General features: G+C 40.1%; 16 protein-coding genes. 15 read left to right on the plus strand and 1 reads right to left on the minus strand.

Annotated features, from left to right (window positions below; translation table 11 throughout):
- Positions 1–20 precede the first annotated feature (20 nt).
- The 6 genes from DESMER_RS00135 to rsmI all read left to right on the plus strand — a co-directional run bounded on the left by DESMER_RS00135 (position 21) and on the right by rsmI (position 4,740).
- A complete protein-coding gene (locus DESMER_RS00135; RefSeq protein WP_014901062.1) occupies positions 21–275 on the plus strand; it encodes a sigma factor G inhibitor Gin in 255 nt (84 codons plus the stop codon).
- 151 nt (positions 276–426) lie between these two features.
- Entirely contained in the window at positions 427–1,845 is a 1,419-nt protein-coding gene (locus DESMER_RS00140) for an aminotransferase class I/II-fold pyridoxal phosphate-dependent enzyme (protein ID WP_014901063.1), read from the plus strand.
- 28 nt (positions 1,846–1,873) lie between these two features.
- A complete protein-coding gene (locus DESMER_RS00145) occupies positions 1,874–2,752 on the plus strand; it encodes a hypothetical protein (RefSeq protein WP_014901064.1) in 879 nt (292 codons plus the stop codon).
- Positions 2,745–3,557, plus strand: coding sequence for a PSP1 domain-containing protein (locus DESMER_RS00150; RefSeq protein ID WP_014901065.1), 813 nt, complete (start codon positions 2,745–2,747; stop codon positions 3,555–3,557). The genes DESMER_RS00145 and DESMER_RS00150 overlap by 8 nt, the downstream gene beginning before the upstream one ends.
- Positions 3,554–3,859 carry an initiation-control protein YabA gene (locus tag DESMER_RS00155; protein WP_014901066.1) on the plus strand — a complete coding sequence of 102 codons (306 nt, stop codon included), beginning with the start codon at positions 3,554–3,556 and terminating at the stop codon, positions 3,857–3,859. Before DESMER_RS00150 ends, DESMER_RS00155 begins: the two co-directional genes overlap by 4 nt.
- Before the next feature lie 35 nt (positions 3,860–3,894).
- Entirely contained in the window at positions 3,895–4,740 is an 846-nt protein-coding gene (gene rsmI, locus DESMER_RS00160; RefSeq protein WP_014901067.1) for a 16S rRNA (cytidine(1402)-2'-O)-methyltransferase, read from the plus strand.
- Between the two features lie 94 nt (positions 4,741–4,834).
- On the opposite strand, the gene DESMER_RS00165 is transcribed toward rsmI, so the two are convergent.
- Positions 4,835–5,113 (minus strand): AbrB/MazE/SpoVT family DNA-binding domain-containing protein, encoded by a 279-nt coding sequence (locus DESMER_RS00165; RefSeq protein ID WP_034599323.1) that lies wholly within the window; start codon positions 5,111–5,113, stop codon positions 4,835–4,837.
- A 226-nt stretch (positions 5,114–5,339) separates the two neighbouring features.
- Here DESMER_RS00165 and metG point away from each other — a divergent pair, with 226 nt between their 5' ends.
- From metG to DESMER_RS00210, 9 genes are all read left to right on the plus strand, one after another.
- On the plus strand, positions 5,340–7,289 hold the full coding sequence (metG, locus tag DESMER_RS00170; RefSeq protein ID WP_014901069.1) for a methionine--tRNA ligase: 1,950 nt from the start codon (positions 5,340–5,342) through the stop codon (positions 7,287–7,289).
- Entirely contained in the window at positions 7,286–8,062 is a 777-nt protein-coding gene (locus DESMER_RS00175; RefSeq protein ID WP_014901070.1) for a TatD family hydrolase, read from the plus strand. The genes metG and DESMER_RS00175 overlap by 4 nt, the downstream gene beginning before the upstream one ends.
- A gap of 52 nt (positions 8,063–8,114) precedes the next feature.
- On the plus strand, positions 8,115–9,074 hold the full coding sequence (locus tag DESMER_RS00180) for a 3D domain-containing protein (protein ID WP_014901071.1): 960 nt from the start codon (positions 8,115–8,117) through the stop codon (positions 9,072–9,074).
- A 73-nt stretch (positions 9,075–9,147) separates the two neighbouring features.
- Positions 9,148–10,323 carry a resuscitation-promoting factor gene (locus DESMER_RS00185; RefSeq protein ID WP_014901072.1) on the plus strand — a complete coding sequence of 392 codons (1,176 nt, stop codon included), beginning with the start codon at positions 9,148–9,150 and terminating at the stop codon, positions 10,321–10,323.
- 163 nt (positions 10,324–10,486) lie between these two features.
- Positions 10,487–11,194: an N-acetylmuramoyl-L-alanine amidase family protein gene (locus tag DESMER_RS00190; protein ID WP_014901073.1), complete on the plus strand. Its 708-nt coding sequence runs from the start codon at positions 10,487–10,489 to the stop codon at positions 11,192–11,194.
- 108 nt (positions 11,195–11,302) lie between these two features.
- The gene (locus tag DESMER_RS00195) at positions 11,303–12,469 is read left to right on the plus strand and encodes a glycosyl hydrolase family 18 protein (protein ID WP_014901074.1); all 1,167 of its coding nucleotides are present in this window, start codon (positions 11,303–11,305) and stop codon (positions 12,467–12,469) included.
- A 100-nt stretch (positions 12,470–12,569) separates the two neighbouring features.
- Complete coding sequence (rnmV, locus tag DESMER_RS00200) at positions 12,570–13,118, plus strand: ribonuclease M5 (RefSeq protein ID WP_014901075.1); 549 nt, start codon at positions 12,570–12,572, stop codon at positions 13,116–13,118.
- A complete protein-coding gene (gene rsmA / locus DESMER_RS00205) occupies positions 13,102–13,926 on the plus strand; it encodes a 16S rRNA (adenine(1518)-N(6)/adenine(1519)-N(6))-dimethyltransferase RsmA (protein WP_014901076.1) in 825 nt (274 codons plus the stop codon). The genes rnmV and rsmA overlap by 17 nt, the downstream gene beginning before the upstream one ends.
- Before the next feature lie 219 nt (positions 13,927–14,145).
- Positions 14,146–14,739, plus strand: a complete 594-nt coding sequence (locus DESMER_RS00210; RefSeq protein ID WP_014901077.1) for a hypothetical protein — start codon at positions 14,146–14,148, stop codon at positions 14,737–14,739.

The following is a 14,739-nucleotide window of genomic DNA, read 5'->3' on the forward strand; positions in this document are numbered from 1 at the left end:
TAACTAGGAGGAATTAAATAATGTCTAAGCCTACAATCACTGCTCAGCCCTCTTCAGAAGTGACTGATAACAATTCAAGTATTTTACAAAACGGGGGCAAAATTTTGCCCGTGTGTTATAGGTGTACGAAGGTTCCGAAAGAAGGATTATATGATGGCTTTAGAATACAAGGAATGTTTTTTTGTTCGGAATGTCAACAGGAGTTGTTCTCAGCAGAGCCGGGGTCACCAGAATATCAGGAGTTTATGTTCTTAATAAAAGGGATTTTTTATTAGATCATAATCTAGAATTTAAAAATTAATATTCAAGTTAAATAAACAGGAGTTGCCATTTGGATGAAATATTTCCTAATCCATGTTAAACTAAGACTGTACCCTGTCAAAATTGTATTCGTACATTTATGGATAAATGGAGGGTTTTTGTTACGTGGGTGAACTTGGAGAGGGATTGAGCCATTATCACAAACAAGGATACTGCTCTTTCCATACTCCTGGACATAAAGGTCGACAGGAGTTTTTTAATGGCTACGACTTTTTGAGTTTCGATTTAACTGAACTTCCGGGTCTGGATATGCTGCATTCTCCAAGTGGAATTATTGCTCTGGCACAAAAACAAGCAGCGAAGATTTTTGGAGCGGAGGAAACTTTTTTTCTTGTTAATGGTGGGACAGCCGGCAATCAGGCAATGTTTCTGGCATTAAAAGACACTGCGGATAAACCCATTGTAGTGGAGAGAAGTTCTCATCGTTCTGTAATGTCAGGCCTGGTGCTAAGTGGGTTAAAGCCGGATTATCTAATCCCACGAGTTCATCCAGAGTTTAATCTTCCTTTAGGGTTGGAGCTTAGGAAGCAGCATATTAGGTGGGAAGAGGTTATTGGTTGTCACGTCACGTACCCAAGTTATTATGGAACAACTTTTAATCTGGAAGGTTTATTGGCTGAAAGATCACAATTAGGTTATAATAAACCGATTCTTGTTGATCAGGCTCATGGCTCACATTATCTCAGTGAGTTATTTCCTCGAAGTGCCTTAAAACTGGGTGCTGATCTTGTCTTGAATAGTTGTCATAAAACCCTAAGTTCTTTGACTCAGTCGGCAATGTTACATATTCAGGGATCAAGAGTAAGCCGCCCTCGATTAAAACAAAGTTTAGAACTCTTACAATCTTCAAGTCCGAGCTATTTGCTTGTCTCTTCTTTAGAACGAGCAGCAGAGTTCGCTTTGGATGAGTGGCGATGGGAGAATCTTAAAGAAGAAGTAGATAATCTTCATAAAAAATTAGATAATTGTTATCGAATTCTTAATCCTAAAGATGCCGGAACTTTTGGTATTCATTCAGTTGATTGGTCAAAGATTGTCATAAACACAAATCCTTTGGGTATTCCTGCGCCTGACTGTGTGAAATACCTTAGAGAAACCTTTGGTATTGAACCAGAATTATGGGACGAAGAGAACATTCTATTTTTATTAGGGATTGGCAACACTCCTCAGGATATTCAATGGCTTACCAAAGGACTAGAAAATTTAAAAGATTTTGCACCTTCACTAGCCCCAGCAACTAAGGTACTGAAACATGAAGGGGGATTAATTCCGCCATTACCTACTTCAATTCTCTCCCCCAGAGAAGCTTTCTTTGCCTCTAAACGTAAAATTCCTCTTATGGAGAGTTTGGGTCATGTTGTCGGAGAAACTATCTCACTCTATCCACCAGGAATTCCTGTCATTGTAATGGGCGAAGAAATAACTTATGAAGTTCTAAAAACGCTGCTTGCTTCCGAAGGAAAAAAATGGCAAGGATGGGATGGGTTCCGGGATCAGACAATTTGGATAGTTGAGGAGGATTAAGGATGAAGATGGGGAGTAATAAGATTTCATGAAACTACAGTTGGCTCTATTAGAAAAAGCGGCCCTGGAAAACAGATTGGCTCATCTCTTATTGTTTCATGGAGGAAGTAAAGTTCACCAGCGAGAGGTAGCTCTTCGCTTGGCGCAAATTTTGAACTGCCATAACAGTACATCTGAAGGGCCATGCAATGTGTGTCCAACTTGCCGTAAGATCCTTAGTGGGAACCATCCTGAAGTTTCATGGTTGAAAGCACAAAAAGCGGTTATTGGGATTGAACAAGTTCTTTTATGGCAAGAAAGGTTATACCTTAAGCACTACGAAGGGGACTATAAGATATCTATCGTAGAACAGGCAGACCTGTTAACATTACCGGCGGCAAATTCCTTGTTAAAGGTTATTGAAGAGCCACCTGAGCGCACTTTAATTATATTGTGTGCTGAGAATGCCGAAGGAATTTTGCCTACAATACAAAGCCGTGCCCAATTGGTGTTTTTTCCTAATCTCTCCGAAGAAAAATGGGTAAGTAGCTTAGGTGAGGTTAACGACTTGGAAGCAGCTCAGGCTTTTCGCTTAAGCGGAAAAAATCATAATCTGGCAACTGAAATAGTGCAATATGGTGTACAGCAAATCAAAGACTGGTTAGAGAAGTTTCGCACGGCGGTGGAAGAGAGAAACTTTTTGAAACTATTTCCGCTTTTTCCAATCGACAAGAACCAAGCCCTTCTATATTTACAGGTTATGGCTGTACAAGCTGAGGAAGGGATTAAGAATAACACCATTCGTCCGTTGGAATTATTAGAGATCGGTAAAGCGATCGATGTACTACGACAACAAGCTAATCCCAGATTAGTGATTGAGGTGTTAGCATTAGAATTATTTCAACAAGGAGGGGTTCGCAGTGATTGAGGTCGTAGGGGTTCGCTTTAAACACGCAGGGAAAATATATTATTTTGCCCCAGGAGATCTTACACTTGCTGTATCAGATAAGGTAATTGTTGAAACAGCAAGAGGTATCGAATTTGGAGAATTAGTAATTCCATCTCGTCTGGTTGCAGATGAAGAAGTAGTACTCCCTTTAAAGCAGGTTATGCGTAAGGCGACATTGGCAGATGAATTATTTGTAGAGCAAAATAGACTTAAAGAAAAGGATGCTTTTCAAATATGCCTAAAGAAAATATCCGAACATCATTTACCAATGAAACTGGTAGATGTGGAGTATACCTTTGATGGAAATAAGATTATATTCTCCTTCACAGCAGAAGGACGAGTTGACTTCAGAGAACTAGTAAAGGATCTAGCCGCCATATTTAGGACGAGAATAGAACTTCGCCAAATTGGAGTTCGGGATGAGGCAAAAATGCTAGGAGGAGTTGGCTCCTGCGGACGGATTCTTTGTTGTACCTCATTCTTAGGCGATTTTGAGCCTGTCTCGATTCGTATGGCTAAGGACCAAAAGCTTTCCCTAAATCCAACTAAGATTTCTGGGATCTGCGGTCGTCTTATGTGTTGCTTAAAATATGAAAATGGTTGTTACAGACCTGAGGATAAAGAACATTGTGGGCGACAAAATCCTCAAGCGGGACATAAGACAATTGAAATCCAGGATGAATCAAACCCTCGAGTCGAAAGTGTTTATTCACCCAAAACGGAGGGAAAACAGCAACGTAACAGGAAAGGGGAAAAGCCCAAAGAAAAGAGTGAAAAAGTATGAGCCAACTGACGCAGGCACTTACAGAAGTGGAAGAAAAATTGCGCTCCTTATTAGAAGAGGTAAACCGTTTGAAGCCCTATGTGCAAGCGTTAGAAGATGAAAATACTAAGTTAAGGCGGGAATGTACTCTTCCGGAGAAAGAAACAGAACGTGTTATTGCTAACGCCGAGCACATTCAAGGGGTTGCCCATGACAATCTTGTCCGTCTGTATCAAGAAGGGTTTCACGTTTGTCACCTTCACTTCGGGCAGCCTTTAGAGGGCGATTGTTTGTTTTGTATGGGCTTTTTACGGAAAGACTAGAGATAGAGAACTTAAATATACAAGGAGCCAAAGGTATGTTATCTAAAGGCACATTGTATGTATGTGCAACTCCGATAGGAAATTTAGGAGATATCACCCTGCGGGTATTGGATACACTTCGGGAAGTAGATCTTATTGCTGCGGAGGATACACGTCATTCAAGAAAACTATTACAACATTATCAGATTAATACTCGCATGATAAGTTATCATGCTCATAACGAAAAGAAGCAATCTGTCGAATTAGTAGAAAAGCTCAAAGGTGGCCAGGCAATTGCACTGATCTCAGATGCGGGTCTACCTGGTATTTCCGATCCAGGAATAGAGGTTATCAACCTTTGTCTTGCCGAAAATATTCCTGTTGATGTCTTGCCGGGACCTAATGCGGCTCTGACTGCTTTGGTTCTATCGGGAATGCCTACGGAACACTTTGCCTTCCATGGCTTTCTGCCTTCTTCAAATACAGCAAGGAAACAGAGTCTGGAGCAATTAGCCAATCTGCCGCTGACACAGATCTTTTATGAGGCACCACACCGTTTGGTAGCTACTCTTCAAGGAATGTCAGAGTTTTTTGGGGATCGACAGGCAGCGGTAGTCCGTGAGTTAACAAAGTTACATCAGCAAGTGCATAAAGGGACTACTCTAGAACTCAAAGATGCTTTTGAGGAGACTGAACCTCGAGGTGAATGTTGCATAATAATTGCACCCTACATCCCCATAAAACCCGTCGGAGGCCCCGTTGAATGGTGTTTAGAGGTTAAAGCACGAATAGATCAAGGATTGAGTAAGAAAGAGGCTATGAAGGAAGTAGCAAAGCTATATGGGGTAAGGAAATCCGATGTTTATCAGGCGCTCTTGACTGACGAAACAATAGATAGTTAATGAAAGCCGGATCTTCAATCTAGCATAAAAAAGAAGGCCTTAAGGCCTTCGAATTTTGAGCTTATGCTAGTTGATTGTCTATGTATAGGCTAACCTAAACAGCTTTTGAACTTGATTCAGAATTAGCGGCCACGTTTTCTCCCATAGCAACTGCACATTCTCGGCAAACATTTTTGCCATGGAAAAGTTGGATATCGCTTGCATTACCACAAAATACACAAGCTGGCTCATACTTTTTGAGGATGATTTTTTCTTGATCTACATAGATTTCCAGGGCGTCTTTTTCGTCAATACCTAAAGTGCGGCGAAGCTCTATCGGTAATACAATACGACCAAGTTCATCTACTTTTCTTACGATTCCAGTTGATTTCATCATTTTTCCCCCACTCCTTTGCAACAACATTCGACACAAAACTACAGACTTATGATACCAATCGTTCCATATAAAGTCAACCCATTTTTTTAAAGTTTTTACTGGTATTATTAGCCTGTACAAGTAATTCCTTACTTTACATATTAATTCTTAATCATGGGCAGACTTGACAAATATTAAATTTTATATTATTAATTCAAAAAGATATTTGAGAGGGAGACTTAGCGTGAAATACTATATAACAACCCCAATTTTTTATCCTAATTCTAGTCCGCATATTGGGACAGCCTATACAACGGTTGCTGCAGATGCCTTAGCTCGTTATCATAGATTGCAAGGGAATCAAGTCTACTTTTTAACTGGAACCGATGAGAATGCCCAGAAAATCGTTCGTACTGCAGAAGCAAACAATACTGATACAAAAAGCTACGTTGATGGGGTCGTGGAACGGTTTAAAGATTTATGGAGAGCTTTAGATATTTCCAATGACGACTTTATCCGGACAACGGAGGAGCGCCATCAAAAAGTTGTTCAACAAATCTTCACCAAATTATACGAACAAGGAGATATCTACAAGTCAGAGTATTCGGGCTGGTATTGTACCCCTTGTGAAACGTTCTGGATGGAAAATAAATTAAATGAAGGGAAGTGCCCCAATGCCGATTGTGGAAGAGATGTTGAATTACTGAAAGAAGAAAGCTATTTCTTTCGTCTTTCTAAATATCAAGGAGCCTTGCTAGACTATATTAATACACATTCTGATTTTATCCAACCGGTTTCGAGGCGGAACGAGATGGTTAAGTTTATTGAAGGTGGTTTAGAGGATCTTTGCGTTTCGCGCACTACATTTCAATGGGGAATTAAAGTACCCTTTGATCCCAAGCACGTGGTATATGTCTGGCTTGATGCCTTAATTAATTATATTTCTGCCTTAGGTTACCCTGACGGGGAAAACTATAAAAACTATTGGCCAGCTGATGTTCATATAATGGGAAAAGATATTGTGCGGTTTCATGCGATTATTTGGCCAATTATTTTAATGGCAATTGATGTTCCGCTGCCTAAAGTAATATATGGACATGGATGGTATTTAACTAAAGATGGTGGAAAAATTTCTAAATCCCGAGGCAATGTCCAAGACTCCTTTGCCTTGATCCAGAGATATGGGTCAGATGCCATTCGTTATTTCTTGCTGCGTGAGATGCAAGTAGGAACAGATGGGACATACTCGGAGGATAATGTGGTAGAACGGCTAAACAGCGATTTAGCAAACGATTTCGGGAATTTTATATCTCGAAGTCTGGCCATGGTTGTTAAGTTTAGAGATGGAATAGTCCCTCCTTCCGGTCAAGAACAAGCTCTGGAACTGGAATTAAAGGCTTTAAGTACTGAGGTCAAAAAAGCCGTGGATAAAAGCTTAAGGAAATGTGATCCTGCAAGTGCACTGGAAGAAATATGGCGGTTTGTCGCAAGATGCAATAAGTATGTTGATGAGACAGCTCCCTGGTCTCTAGCTAAACAAGAGGATCAGAGGGAACGCTTAGACACGGTTCTTTACACCTTTGTAGAATGTATTAGGATCATGGCAATTCTGACAGCTCCGTTTATGCCTGGTATACCCTCTAAGATTTGCGGGTTGCTTGGCAAAGATGAAAGACTCATCAAATGGGAAGAAGCAGATCAATGGGGTATTCTTGAAGAGGGGATCAAGGTACAAAAGGGAGAACCTCTCTTTCCAAGAATTGATATGACTGAATATTTAACACCAGAGGAGACGAAAACGGTGGATGAAAAACAGAACGCTCCCATAGAAAGTTTAGAAATGCCTGTTCTTGGATTTGAACCGATTAAAGAAGAAATCAGTATTGATGAATTTGCTAAAATTGATTTGCGTGTAGGAAAAGTCGTAAGTGCGGAAAAAGTAGAAAAAACAGATAAGCTGATGAAGTTAGAAGTTGAAATAGCAGGAGAAGTTCGTACAATAGTCTCCGGTATTGCCAAACATTATTCGGCAGAGGATCTAATCAATCAGTATGTCGTTGTAGTTGCTAATCTAAAACCTACCAAGCTAAGAGGAATTACGTCCCAGGGGATGATATTAGCAGCCTCACAAGGAGAAGTCTTGGAAGTGCTTACGGTCAACAAGAGACTTCCCGGAGGGGCGCGGGTAAAATGATTTGGGATACACATGCGCATATCGATGATCCCAGCTATGCTGAAGATTTTCAGGAAGTTTTACTTCGAATTCAGTCAGCTCAAATTTCAAGGATAACAAATGTTGGTTATGATTTGCCTTCCTCGGAAAGATCTGTAAGATTAACCGAGGACTACAATTTTATCTACGCAGCGATTGGAATACATCCTCATAACGCTCAAGATGTTAAAGTGGATACCTGGAATAGGCTGTTAGAGCTTGCTAAGCAGCCAAAAGTTCTGGCTTGGGGTGAAATTGGTCTGGATTACTACCGGGATTTATCTCCACGGCCTATTCAAAAAGAGGTATTTATTCAACAGATAAAGCTCGCTAATGAAATTGGGTTGCCGATTGTCATCCATAATCGCGATGCCCACCAGGATGTCTTAGAAATCGTTAGGGCTAATCCTCCAAAGTATGGGGGAGTATTTCACTGTTACTCAGGATCCTGGGAAATGGCGGATATTCTTTTGAAGTTAGGATTTTATTTGTCTTTTGCTGGGCCCATTACGTATAAAAACGCGCGCCATACCGTCGAGGTTGCCAAGCGCATCCCCTTAGATAGAATGTTGGTAGAAACAGATTCCCCCTATTTAACCCCGGAGCCACGCCGGGGAAAACGTAACGAACCCACCTATGTTCGAGAAATTGTGCGGAAATTATCAGAAATAAAAAATTTGAGCTTTGAGGATGTAGCATTTGCAACTATGCAAAATGCGGAAACGATCTTTAGACTAAAAGAACCTTCATTTTAGAAGGTTCTTTTTTTTGTAAAAACTTCATACGCTTTTTGTAAGGAGGGGTAAAATGTATTCTTTGCCGATTACTACTTATTCCGATTATTGGCGTAAAACAAAGGCATTGAGCGTATACTTTGGGAGTTTAGCAGTATTAGCCGCAGGTACCAGGTATTCATCACTATATGAAGCGGATAGCGGGAAGACGCTTAAACCATCAGTACAATTAGTTGATTCCATAAGTTTAAAAAGTGTAAGAACGAATGACTTCACTGAAGGTACTCAAACAGTTAAAAAAGGTAGTGAGAGTTTAGTTAAGCAAGGATTGAATAAACCTAGGCAAATTAGCCGGGGATTCCAAGGCCTCAGCCCGCAGGAACCTAGTGAAATTGATCAATCGGCATCGCGAAGCTTGAATTTGCAATCAGGTGATATAGAGTCAAGGACGAGTAAAATAGCAATAGTTGATATGGAGTTGCCCTTTAAAACCGAATTTGTTGAATCCGAGAAAATTCCACCGGGAACTAGCCAGATCCAGGTAAAAGGGGAAAATGGCACTAGACGTCAAGTTATCAAGACCTTTGAGATCGATGGACAACCTGTAGATCAGCAAATTCAATCATTCTATGAACTTAAAAAGCCAAAGAATGAAGTCGTTCTCCGAAACACTCAACCCATTCCGAAGAAAAAGGTTATTATTGACAACTCAAAGCTTGAAGCTGGCAAGTTAGAGTTGGATTTGAGTAAGTTGAGTATTGCTAAAACTTTAAACGTTGAAGCAACTGCCTATACATTTACGGGAAATAATACAGCAACAGGTATTAAACCGAGAGAAGGGTTGATTGCAGTCGATCCTAGAGTAATAGCTATGGGAAGCCAGGTTTATGTTGAAGGGTACGGATATGCAATAGCTGCGGATACCGGCGGAAATATTCGTGGCAATAAAATTGATGTCTTTTTCTCAACGCTAAGACAATGTATTGATTGGGGCCGAAAGCCCGTAAGAATACATATTTTAAATACCAAATAATGTAAAAATATTTTGACAAGTGACCACCTATGCCTTAAAATGAAGTTGTTATCAGTGATTTTGGAGGGATTTAATGTTTCAGAAGAATCCAACTCAGGTAGTAACCTTAGTTCGGAAATCTCGTATTGCTCAGATTGCAGTTGCTTTGGTCGGTATCCTACTGGTTGCAGGCATAACGGTTTTATACAATGTGAAGACTATCAATGCCAATATAGATGGGAAACAGGTTTGTATCAGAACTCTTTATGGGACAGTAGGCCAGGCACTTGAGCATTCGTCGAAAATTGAGTTTTATCCAGAAGATATTGTGAGTCCTTCAATAGATACTAAAGTTACCAATGGGATGGCAGTTAATGTACAAAGTAGCGTTCCAGTTAATCTCTCAGTTGATGGTCAGATTTTTAACACCCGAACAGCTAAAGAAACAGTAGGTGAAGCTCTTAGCGAGTTATCAGAACGTTATAAGCTTGAGATCAAAGATGTGGATGAAGTCAATGTTGCATTATCGGAATCAGTAACTGATAACATGGATATCCAAGTATTGAGATCAATCCCTATTAAAGTTAGTGCTGACGGAAAAAAAATAGATACTTATATTGCACCACGAACTGTGGCTGACGCTCTCAACAAGCTTGGTATAACCTTAGGGGCAGAAGATAGAATTTCTTTAGCTCTTGACCATATGTTGGAACCTAATGACCAACTGAATGTGGTTCGGGTTACCCATCCTATTGAGACCGTAAAAAGTGAGATCCCCTATCAAATAGTTGCCCAACCTGCTGATTATCCTCTTGGCTTACCGGATAGACTAGTCAGTCGGGGCTCTAACGGTCTTCAAGAACAGACAGTAAGACTGACACTTGAGGATGGAAAAGAAGTAGATCGTCAAATACTCAACCAACGGGTTGTGAAACCTCCCACAAACCAAGTTGTTTCCCGTGGTACACAGACGACAATTTCGAGGGGGGGTAATACCATTAGCTTTAAACGTGCTTATGTCATGAAAGCGTCTGCCTATTGTATGCCCGGAGGGAGAACTGCTACCGGTGCATCGGTAGGTAAAGGAATTATTGCAGTTGACCCTAGAGTGATTCCTCTAGGAAAGTCAGTTTATGTTGAAGGATATGGTTATGCCCAAGCTCTTGATACCGGAGGAGCAATTCGTGGAGAGCGTGTCGACCTTTATATGGATTCTAAACAAGCTGCTTTATCATGGGGAGTTCGAACCGTCACAGTATATGTTCAATAAATTCAGCCCTTTTATAAAACTTTAAGCCGTTACTTAAACTTAAATAAAATGGAAAGAAGCCTTAGGTCAAGCCAAGGCTTCTTTTTTGTTGAGAACAGAAAGTATATCTTTATTTATCAGCACATAATCATTAAAAAGAATCGCTAATTGGGGGAGTGCTAAAATGCGATGGCCGAAGGTTATTATTGGAACAAAGCTAGCTATTTTACTTGTTATTGGTGTTATGAGTACACTAATACTCTCGGTATTTTGGCAAGGCTCAGCAGCAGTAATTAATCAATTTGAAAACCGTTATGTAGTAATGCTTGATCCTGGGCACGGAGGGTATGATCCTGGAGCAGTTTCATCTCAAGGTGTCTATGAAAAAGCCATTAATCTTAAGATTGCCCAGAAAGTTAAGGAGATGTTGCAACCAAGTGGTATAGAAGTTTTCCTTACACGGGAGGAAGATCTTGATTATGTTCCGGATGGAGTTAAAGGAAAGACGACCAAGAAGCAAATTGATTTAAATCATCGTATTGAAATGGCAAAAGAAGAGAAGGCGGATATATTTGTAAGCCTACATGTCAATGCAACTAAAACAGGTCAAAATTCCGGTGCAGAAACTTTTTTTCATTATAAATCAGAATCTGGAAAAAGATTGGCGGAATTAATCCAACAAGAAATGATTAAAATAAATGGGATGAATCGTAGGGTTGCAAAACCTGGAGATTTTTATATTATCAAAAATACTAGTATGCCCGCTGTAATTGTAGAGGTAGGTTATCTTTCTAGTGCTAAAGAACAGAAGAAGTTGCAACAGACTTGGTATCAAGAACAACTATCTAGAGCAATTGCCAAAGGTATTTCTAATTATTTTGATCTTCCATAATTAGCTTGAATAGGATATTAACGTACAATCCTTATATACATAACCTCTTTTTGAAGCGGGGAAGATAAAGTCAGTTACCGAATCTAGATTAAGGAGTTGAAGTGAAGCATGAAACGGTTTCTGACTTTATTAGCGAGTAGTGCCTTGGTTTTAAGCCTTTCTTTGGCGGGATGTACAAATGTTCAACCACCGGCTGCTCCGGAAGCCCCTGAGCAAACAACACAATTGCCGGAAGCCGAAGCAGGAGCAACACGTGATTCTGTATTAGGTCCCGAGAAGCGGGTAGTCATGGGTTTTTATACTGACCAGGAGGGACCTGTGCCCAGCTCAAAAGAATCTACATTAAAAAATGCAAAACTATTGGATGAAGTTGCGTTTTTTTGGTATTCCTTTGATGCAAACGGTAAAGTTATTCCGACTGGAGACATTGATCTGAAGTTAAAAGATCAAGTTCAGAAGAATGGCTCCAAAGCCTATGCCTTAGTGCATAACATGAAATTAAAAGGGACTGTCGGCTTTGATGAGAATTTAGCTCATAGTATGCTATCTAACCCTGGAAAAAGGTCTAACCTAGTTGCCAATTTAGTTAATCTGACAACGAAGGATAATTGGGATGGTATTTCTATTGACATTGAAAAAACCCCGCCCGGAGATCGTGACAATTTCTCGGCCTTTGTTGCAGAACTTAAAAAAGCCTTGCAAGCAAAGGACAAAGTTTTAAACATTTCTATTCCTGCAAAATTTGCAGATTATCCATCTGACCTTTGGTCGGGAGCTTATGATTATGCAGCAATCGGAAAATCTGCTGACCAAATCATTCTTATGACTTATGATGAGCATGGGCTGGGAACAACTCAAGGACCTGTGGCATCGGAAGGATGGGTTGATCGGGTTATTAAATTTGCAGTAGGAAAAATTCCTAAAGAAAAAATTGTAATGGGTCTGCCAGTTTACTCCTTTGACTGGGGAACCAATAAGCCAACAATGCCGGACTATCTGTCTTACGCCCAAACTGTTGAGAGGGCTAAGAAACATGGGGTAGAGATCCATACTGACCCAAATGCTAAAGTCCCGCAATTTACCTACACAGCAAATGGGATTCGTCACGAAGTTTACTTTGAGAATATCGCCAGCTTAAGAGCAAAAATGGATGATGCGCTTAAGTATAAACTACATGGTGTTGCCGTCTGGCGTTTAGGAATGGAAGATCCTCAGATTTGGGAACAGCTTCTGAAAACCTACGGAACGAACAAAGAGACCCAAGAAAAGAAATAATTCGAAAGAACTTGAGCCCCCACTTAAAAGTGGGGGCTTTTATTTGAGTATTTGAACATTCTCGGTTAAGATATAAGAGTTGAAAACGGAGGAATCAAGGATGATAAAGGAACTTATAGTTGTTGAAGGGAAAAATGACGCTCATGCAGTGCGCTTAGCCCTTGGTGAAGTGGATATAATATGGACTGATGGTTATGGGCTTACGAGAAAAAAACTTGAATACATCGCAGAAATGGCCAATCGACAAGGTGTAATTGTATTTACTGACCCAGATACTGTTGGGGAACAGATTCGCAATCGTATTCGTAGGCACGTGCCCAAGGCAAAGCATGTTTACTTAACCAGAAAAGTCGCAACAAAGCAAGGGGATATTGGGGTTGAGAACGCAGCCCTGGAGGAAATTCGACGTGCCTTTGCGCAGATCCGGCAAGAGCAGTTTGAAATTGGTCAGTTTAGTATAGATGATTTAATACTAGTTGGTCTTGCAGGAACCGGGCATGCTAAAGAATATCGCTTCGAACTTGGTCGTAAGTTAGGAATTGGAGATTGTAATGCAAAACAATTTCTCCATCGCTTAAACAGGTTTGGAATTTCTCGACAGGAGTTTTTTCAAGTACTGAAGGAGGTGCAACATGGAGAGCGCCGCTGAATATACTCAACGTCTGGTAAAGCATGGGGCACGAGCTTTGAAATCCATGGGCCAAAATTTTTTAATAAATGATGAAGTAATTGAAGAAATTGTTGCTGCAAGTGTATTACAAAAAGATACTCCTTTAGTTGAAATTGGGCCTGGCCTGGGAGTGTTAACTCGTAAATTAGCGCCAAAAGTTCCGAAAATGTGGGCAATAGAATTAGACCAACAGAAAATAAATCTTTTGTACAAAGAACTTAAGGAGCACTCTGTGGAAGTTGTGCACCAAGATGCCTTAAAGGTAAATTTAAGGGATTTATGGGGTGATAGAATGGGGTATTTGATAGGGAATTTACCCTACTACATCACCAGTCCACTAATTATGCATTTTTTAGAGCAAGCTGACCTTTTAAGTGGGATGACGATCATGGTTCAAAAAGAGGTTGCTGATCGGATTAATGCTCGGCCAGGCACTAAAATATATGGAATTTTATCTATTGCAGTCCAGATATCGGCTAATGTCACAAAAATCATGGATGTTTCAGCTAATTCTTTCTGGCCTGTTCCTAAAGTAGATTCTGCAGTAATTAGGTTAGACCTCCGCCCTTATCCAGGATTTGATGTTGATAAAAAAGACTTCTTCCGGGTTGTTAAAGCTGCCTTCAGCCAACGAAGAAAAACTCTAGGGAACTCATTGGCCGGTGGGTTAGGCCTAAAAAAGGAGGAAGTCATCGAACGCATGCAGTGTGCGGGGATTTCTGACGGTAGACGAGCAGAGTCACTGAGTATTGAGGAATTTATAGTATTAACTAAGTCCTTTATTTAAAAACAGAGATTAGTAGTCAAAGGGATGTATGGATATAGACAAGTAGGATTGAACAAAGCTCTCCGTGTGGAGGGCTTCTTTTTATTATTTATAAGCCAAAATAATTGATTTTGAGGGCATAAAACAGGAAAAAAATCCAAAACTATAAAAAGGTTGTAATTATTTTTTTCGGAATATCAATTAGATTAAGTTTTTACATACTGGAGGTTGAAGGGAATATTGGGAAAAGGTAAGCACCGCTCAATAAAATGGTCGAGCGTTATTGCTACGTCTGCCACTTCTGTGTTAGCGCTGACTGCATTAGTTACTGTATACCTAACAGTTGCAGCTTGGAAAGTTCAGCAAGGGACGACACGTCCTTATTTTGTACTCAAAGAGTCGCCAAAAGTGGAGATAAGCAATGAACTTAGCTTAGAATTAAAATTTAATAATGTAGGGGTACACCCGGCAGTTGATCTTTCTAGTGAGACTATCGTTTTCGATGAACAATTATCCGCAGAGCCGATTTATAATGATGAGTCATCAATTGTCAACGAGATACCTAAGGACGCTGCTTCAAGCCTGATAATGAATATACCAAGTGACGAAATGTACCTTAAACAATCTAATATTAATGCTCATTTCGTAGTGGTTGATTTATTGTACACAGATCCCATTTTAAATAAGTCTTATAATCAAACGATTTACATGAAGTGGAGCGGAGTGAATGAGGGAAAGATGCAACCAATTGTACACGTACAAGCTGATGAAAAGGAAGAGATTTTAGATTACTTTCAAAAGTATAATATTGATCCAAGATTAAGAAGGCCTTAA

Origin of the sequence: Desulfosporosinus meridiei DSM 13257 (assembly GCF_000231385.2) — a bacterium.
In the GTDB taxonomy this organism is placed as follows: domain Bacteria; phylum Bacillota; class Desulfitobacteriia; order Desulfitobacteriales; family Desulfitobacteriaceae; genus Desulfosporosinus; species Desulfosporosinus meridiei.

Excerpts from the sequence above, each read along its gene's own strand:
- DESMER_RS00135 (WP_014901062.1), top strand. The coding sequence starts at position 21 with ATGTCTAAGCCTACAATCACTGCTCAGCCCTCTTCAGAAGTGACTGAT.
- DESMER_RS00145 (WP_014901064.1), top strand. The coding sequence starts at position 1,874 with ATGAAACTACAGTTGGCTCTATTAGAAAAAGCGGCCCTGGAAAACAGA.
- DESMER_RS00155 (WP_014901066.1), top strand. The coding sequence starts at position 3,554 with ATGAGCCAACTGACGCAGGCACTTACAGAAGTGGAAGAAAAATTGCGC.
- rsmI (WP_014901067.1), top strand. The coding sequence starts at position 3,895 with ATGTTATCTAAAGGCACATTGTATGTATGTGCAACTCCGATAGGAAAT.
- DESMER_RS00165 (WP_034599323.1), bottom strand. The coding sequence starts at position 5,113 with ATGAAATCAACTGGAATCGTAAGAAAAGTAGATGAACTTGGTCGTATT.
- DESMER_RS00175 (WP_014901070.1), top strand. The coding sequence starts at position 7,286 with ATGATTTGGGATACACATGCGCATATCGATGATCCCAGCTATGCTGAA.
- DESMER_RS00180 (WP_014901071.1), top strand. The coding sequence starts at position 8,115 with ATGTATTCTTTGCCGATTACTACTTATTCCGATTATTGGCGTAAAACA.
- DESMER_RS00185 (WP_014901072.1), top strand. The coding sequence starts at position 9,148 with ATGTTTCAGAAGAATCCAACTCAGGTAGTAACCTTAGTTCGGAAATCT.
- DESMER_RS00190 (WP_014901073.1), top strand. The coding sequence starts at position 10,487 with ATGCGATGGCCGAAGGTTATTATTGGAACAAAGCTAGCTATTTTACTT.
- DESMER_RS00195 (WP_014901074.1), top strand. The coding sequence starts at position 11,303 with ATGAAACGGTTTCTGACTTTATTAGCGAGTAGTGCCTTGGTTTTAAGC.
- rnmV (WP_014901075.1), top strand. The coding sequence starts at position 12,570 with ATGATAAAGGAACTTATAGTTGTTGAAGGGAAAAATGACGCTCATGCA.
- rsmA (WP_014901076.1), top strand. The coding sequence starts at position 13,102 with ATGGAGAGCGCCGCTGAATATACTCAACGTCTGGTAAAGCATGGGGCA.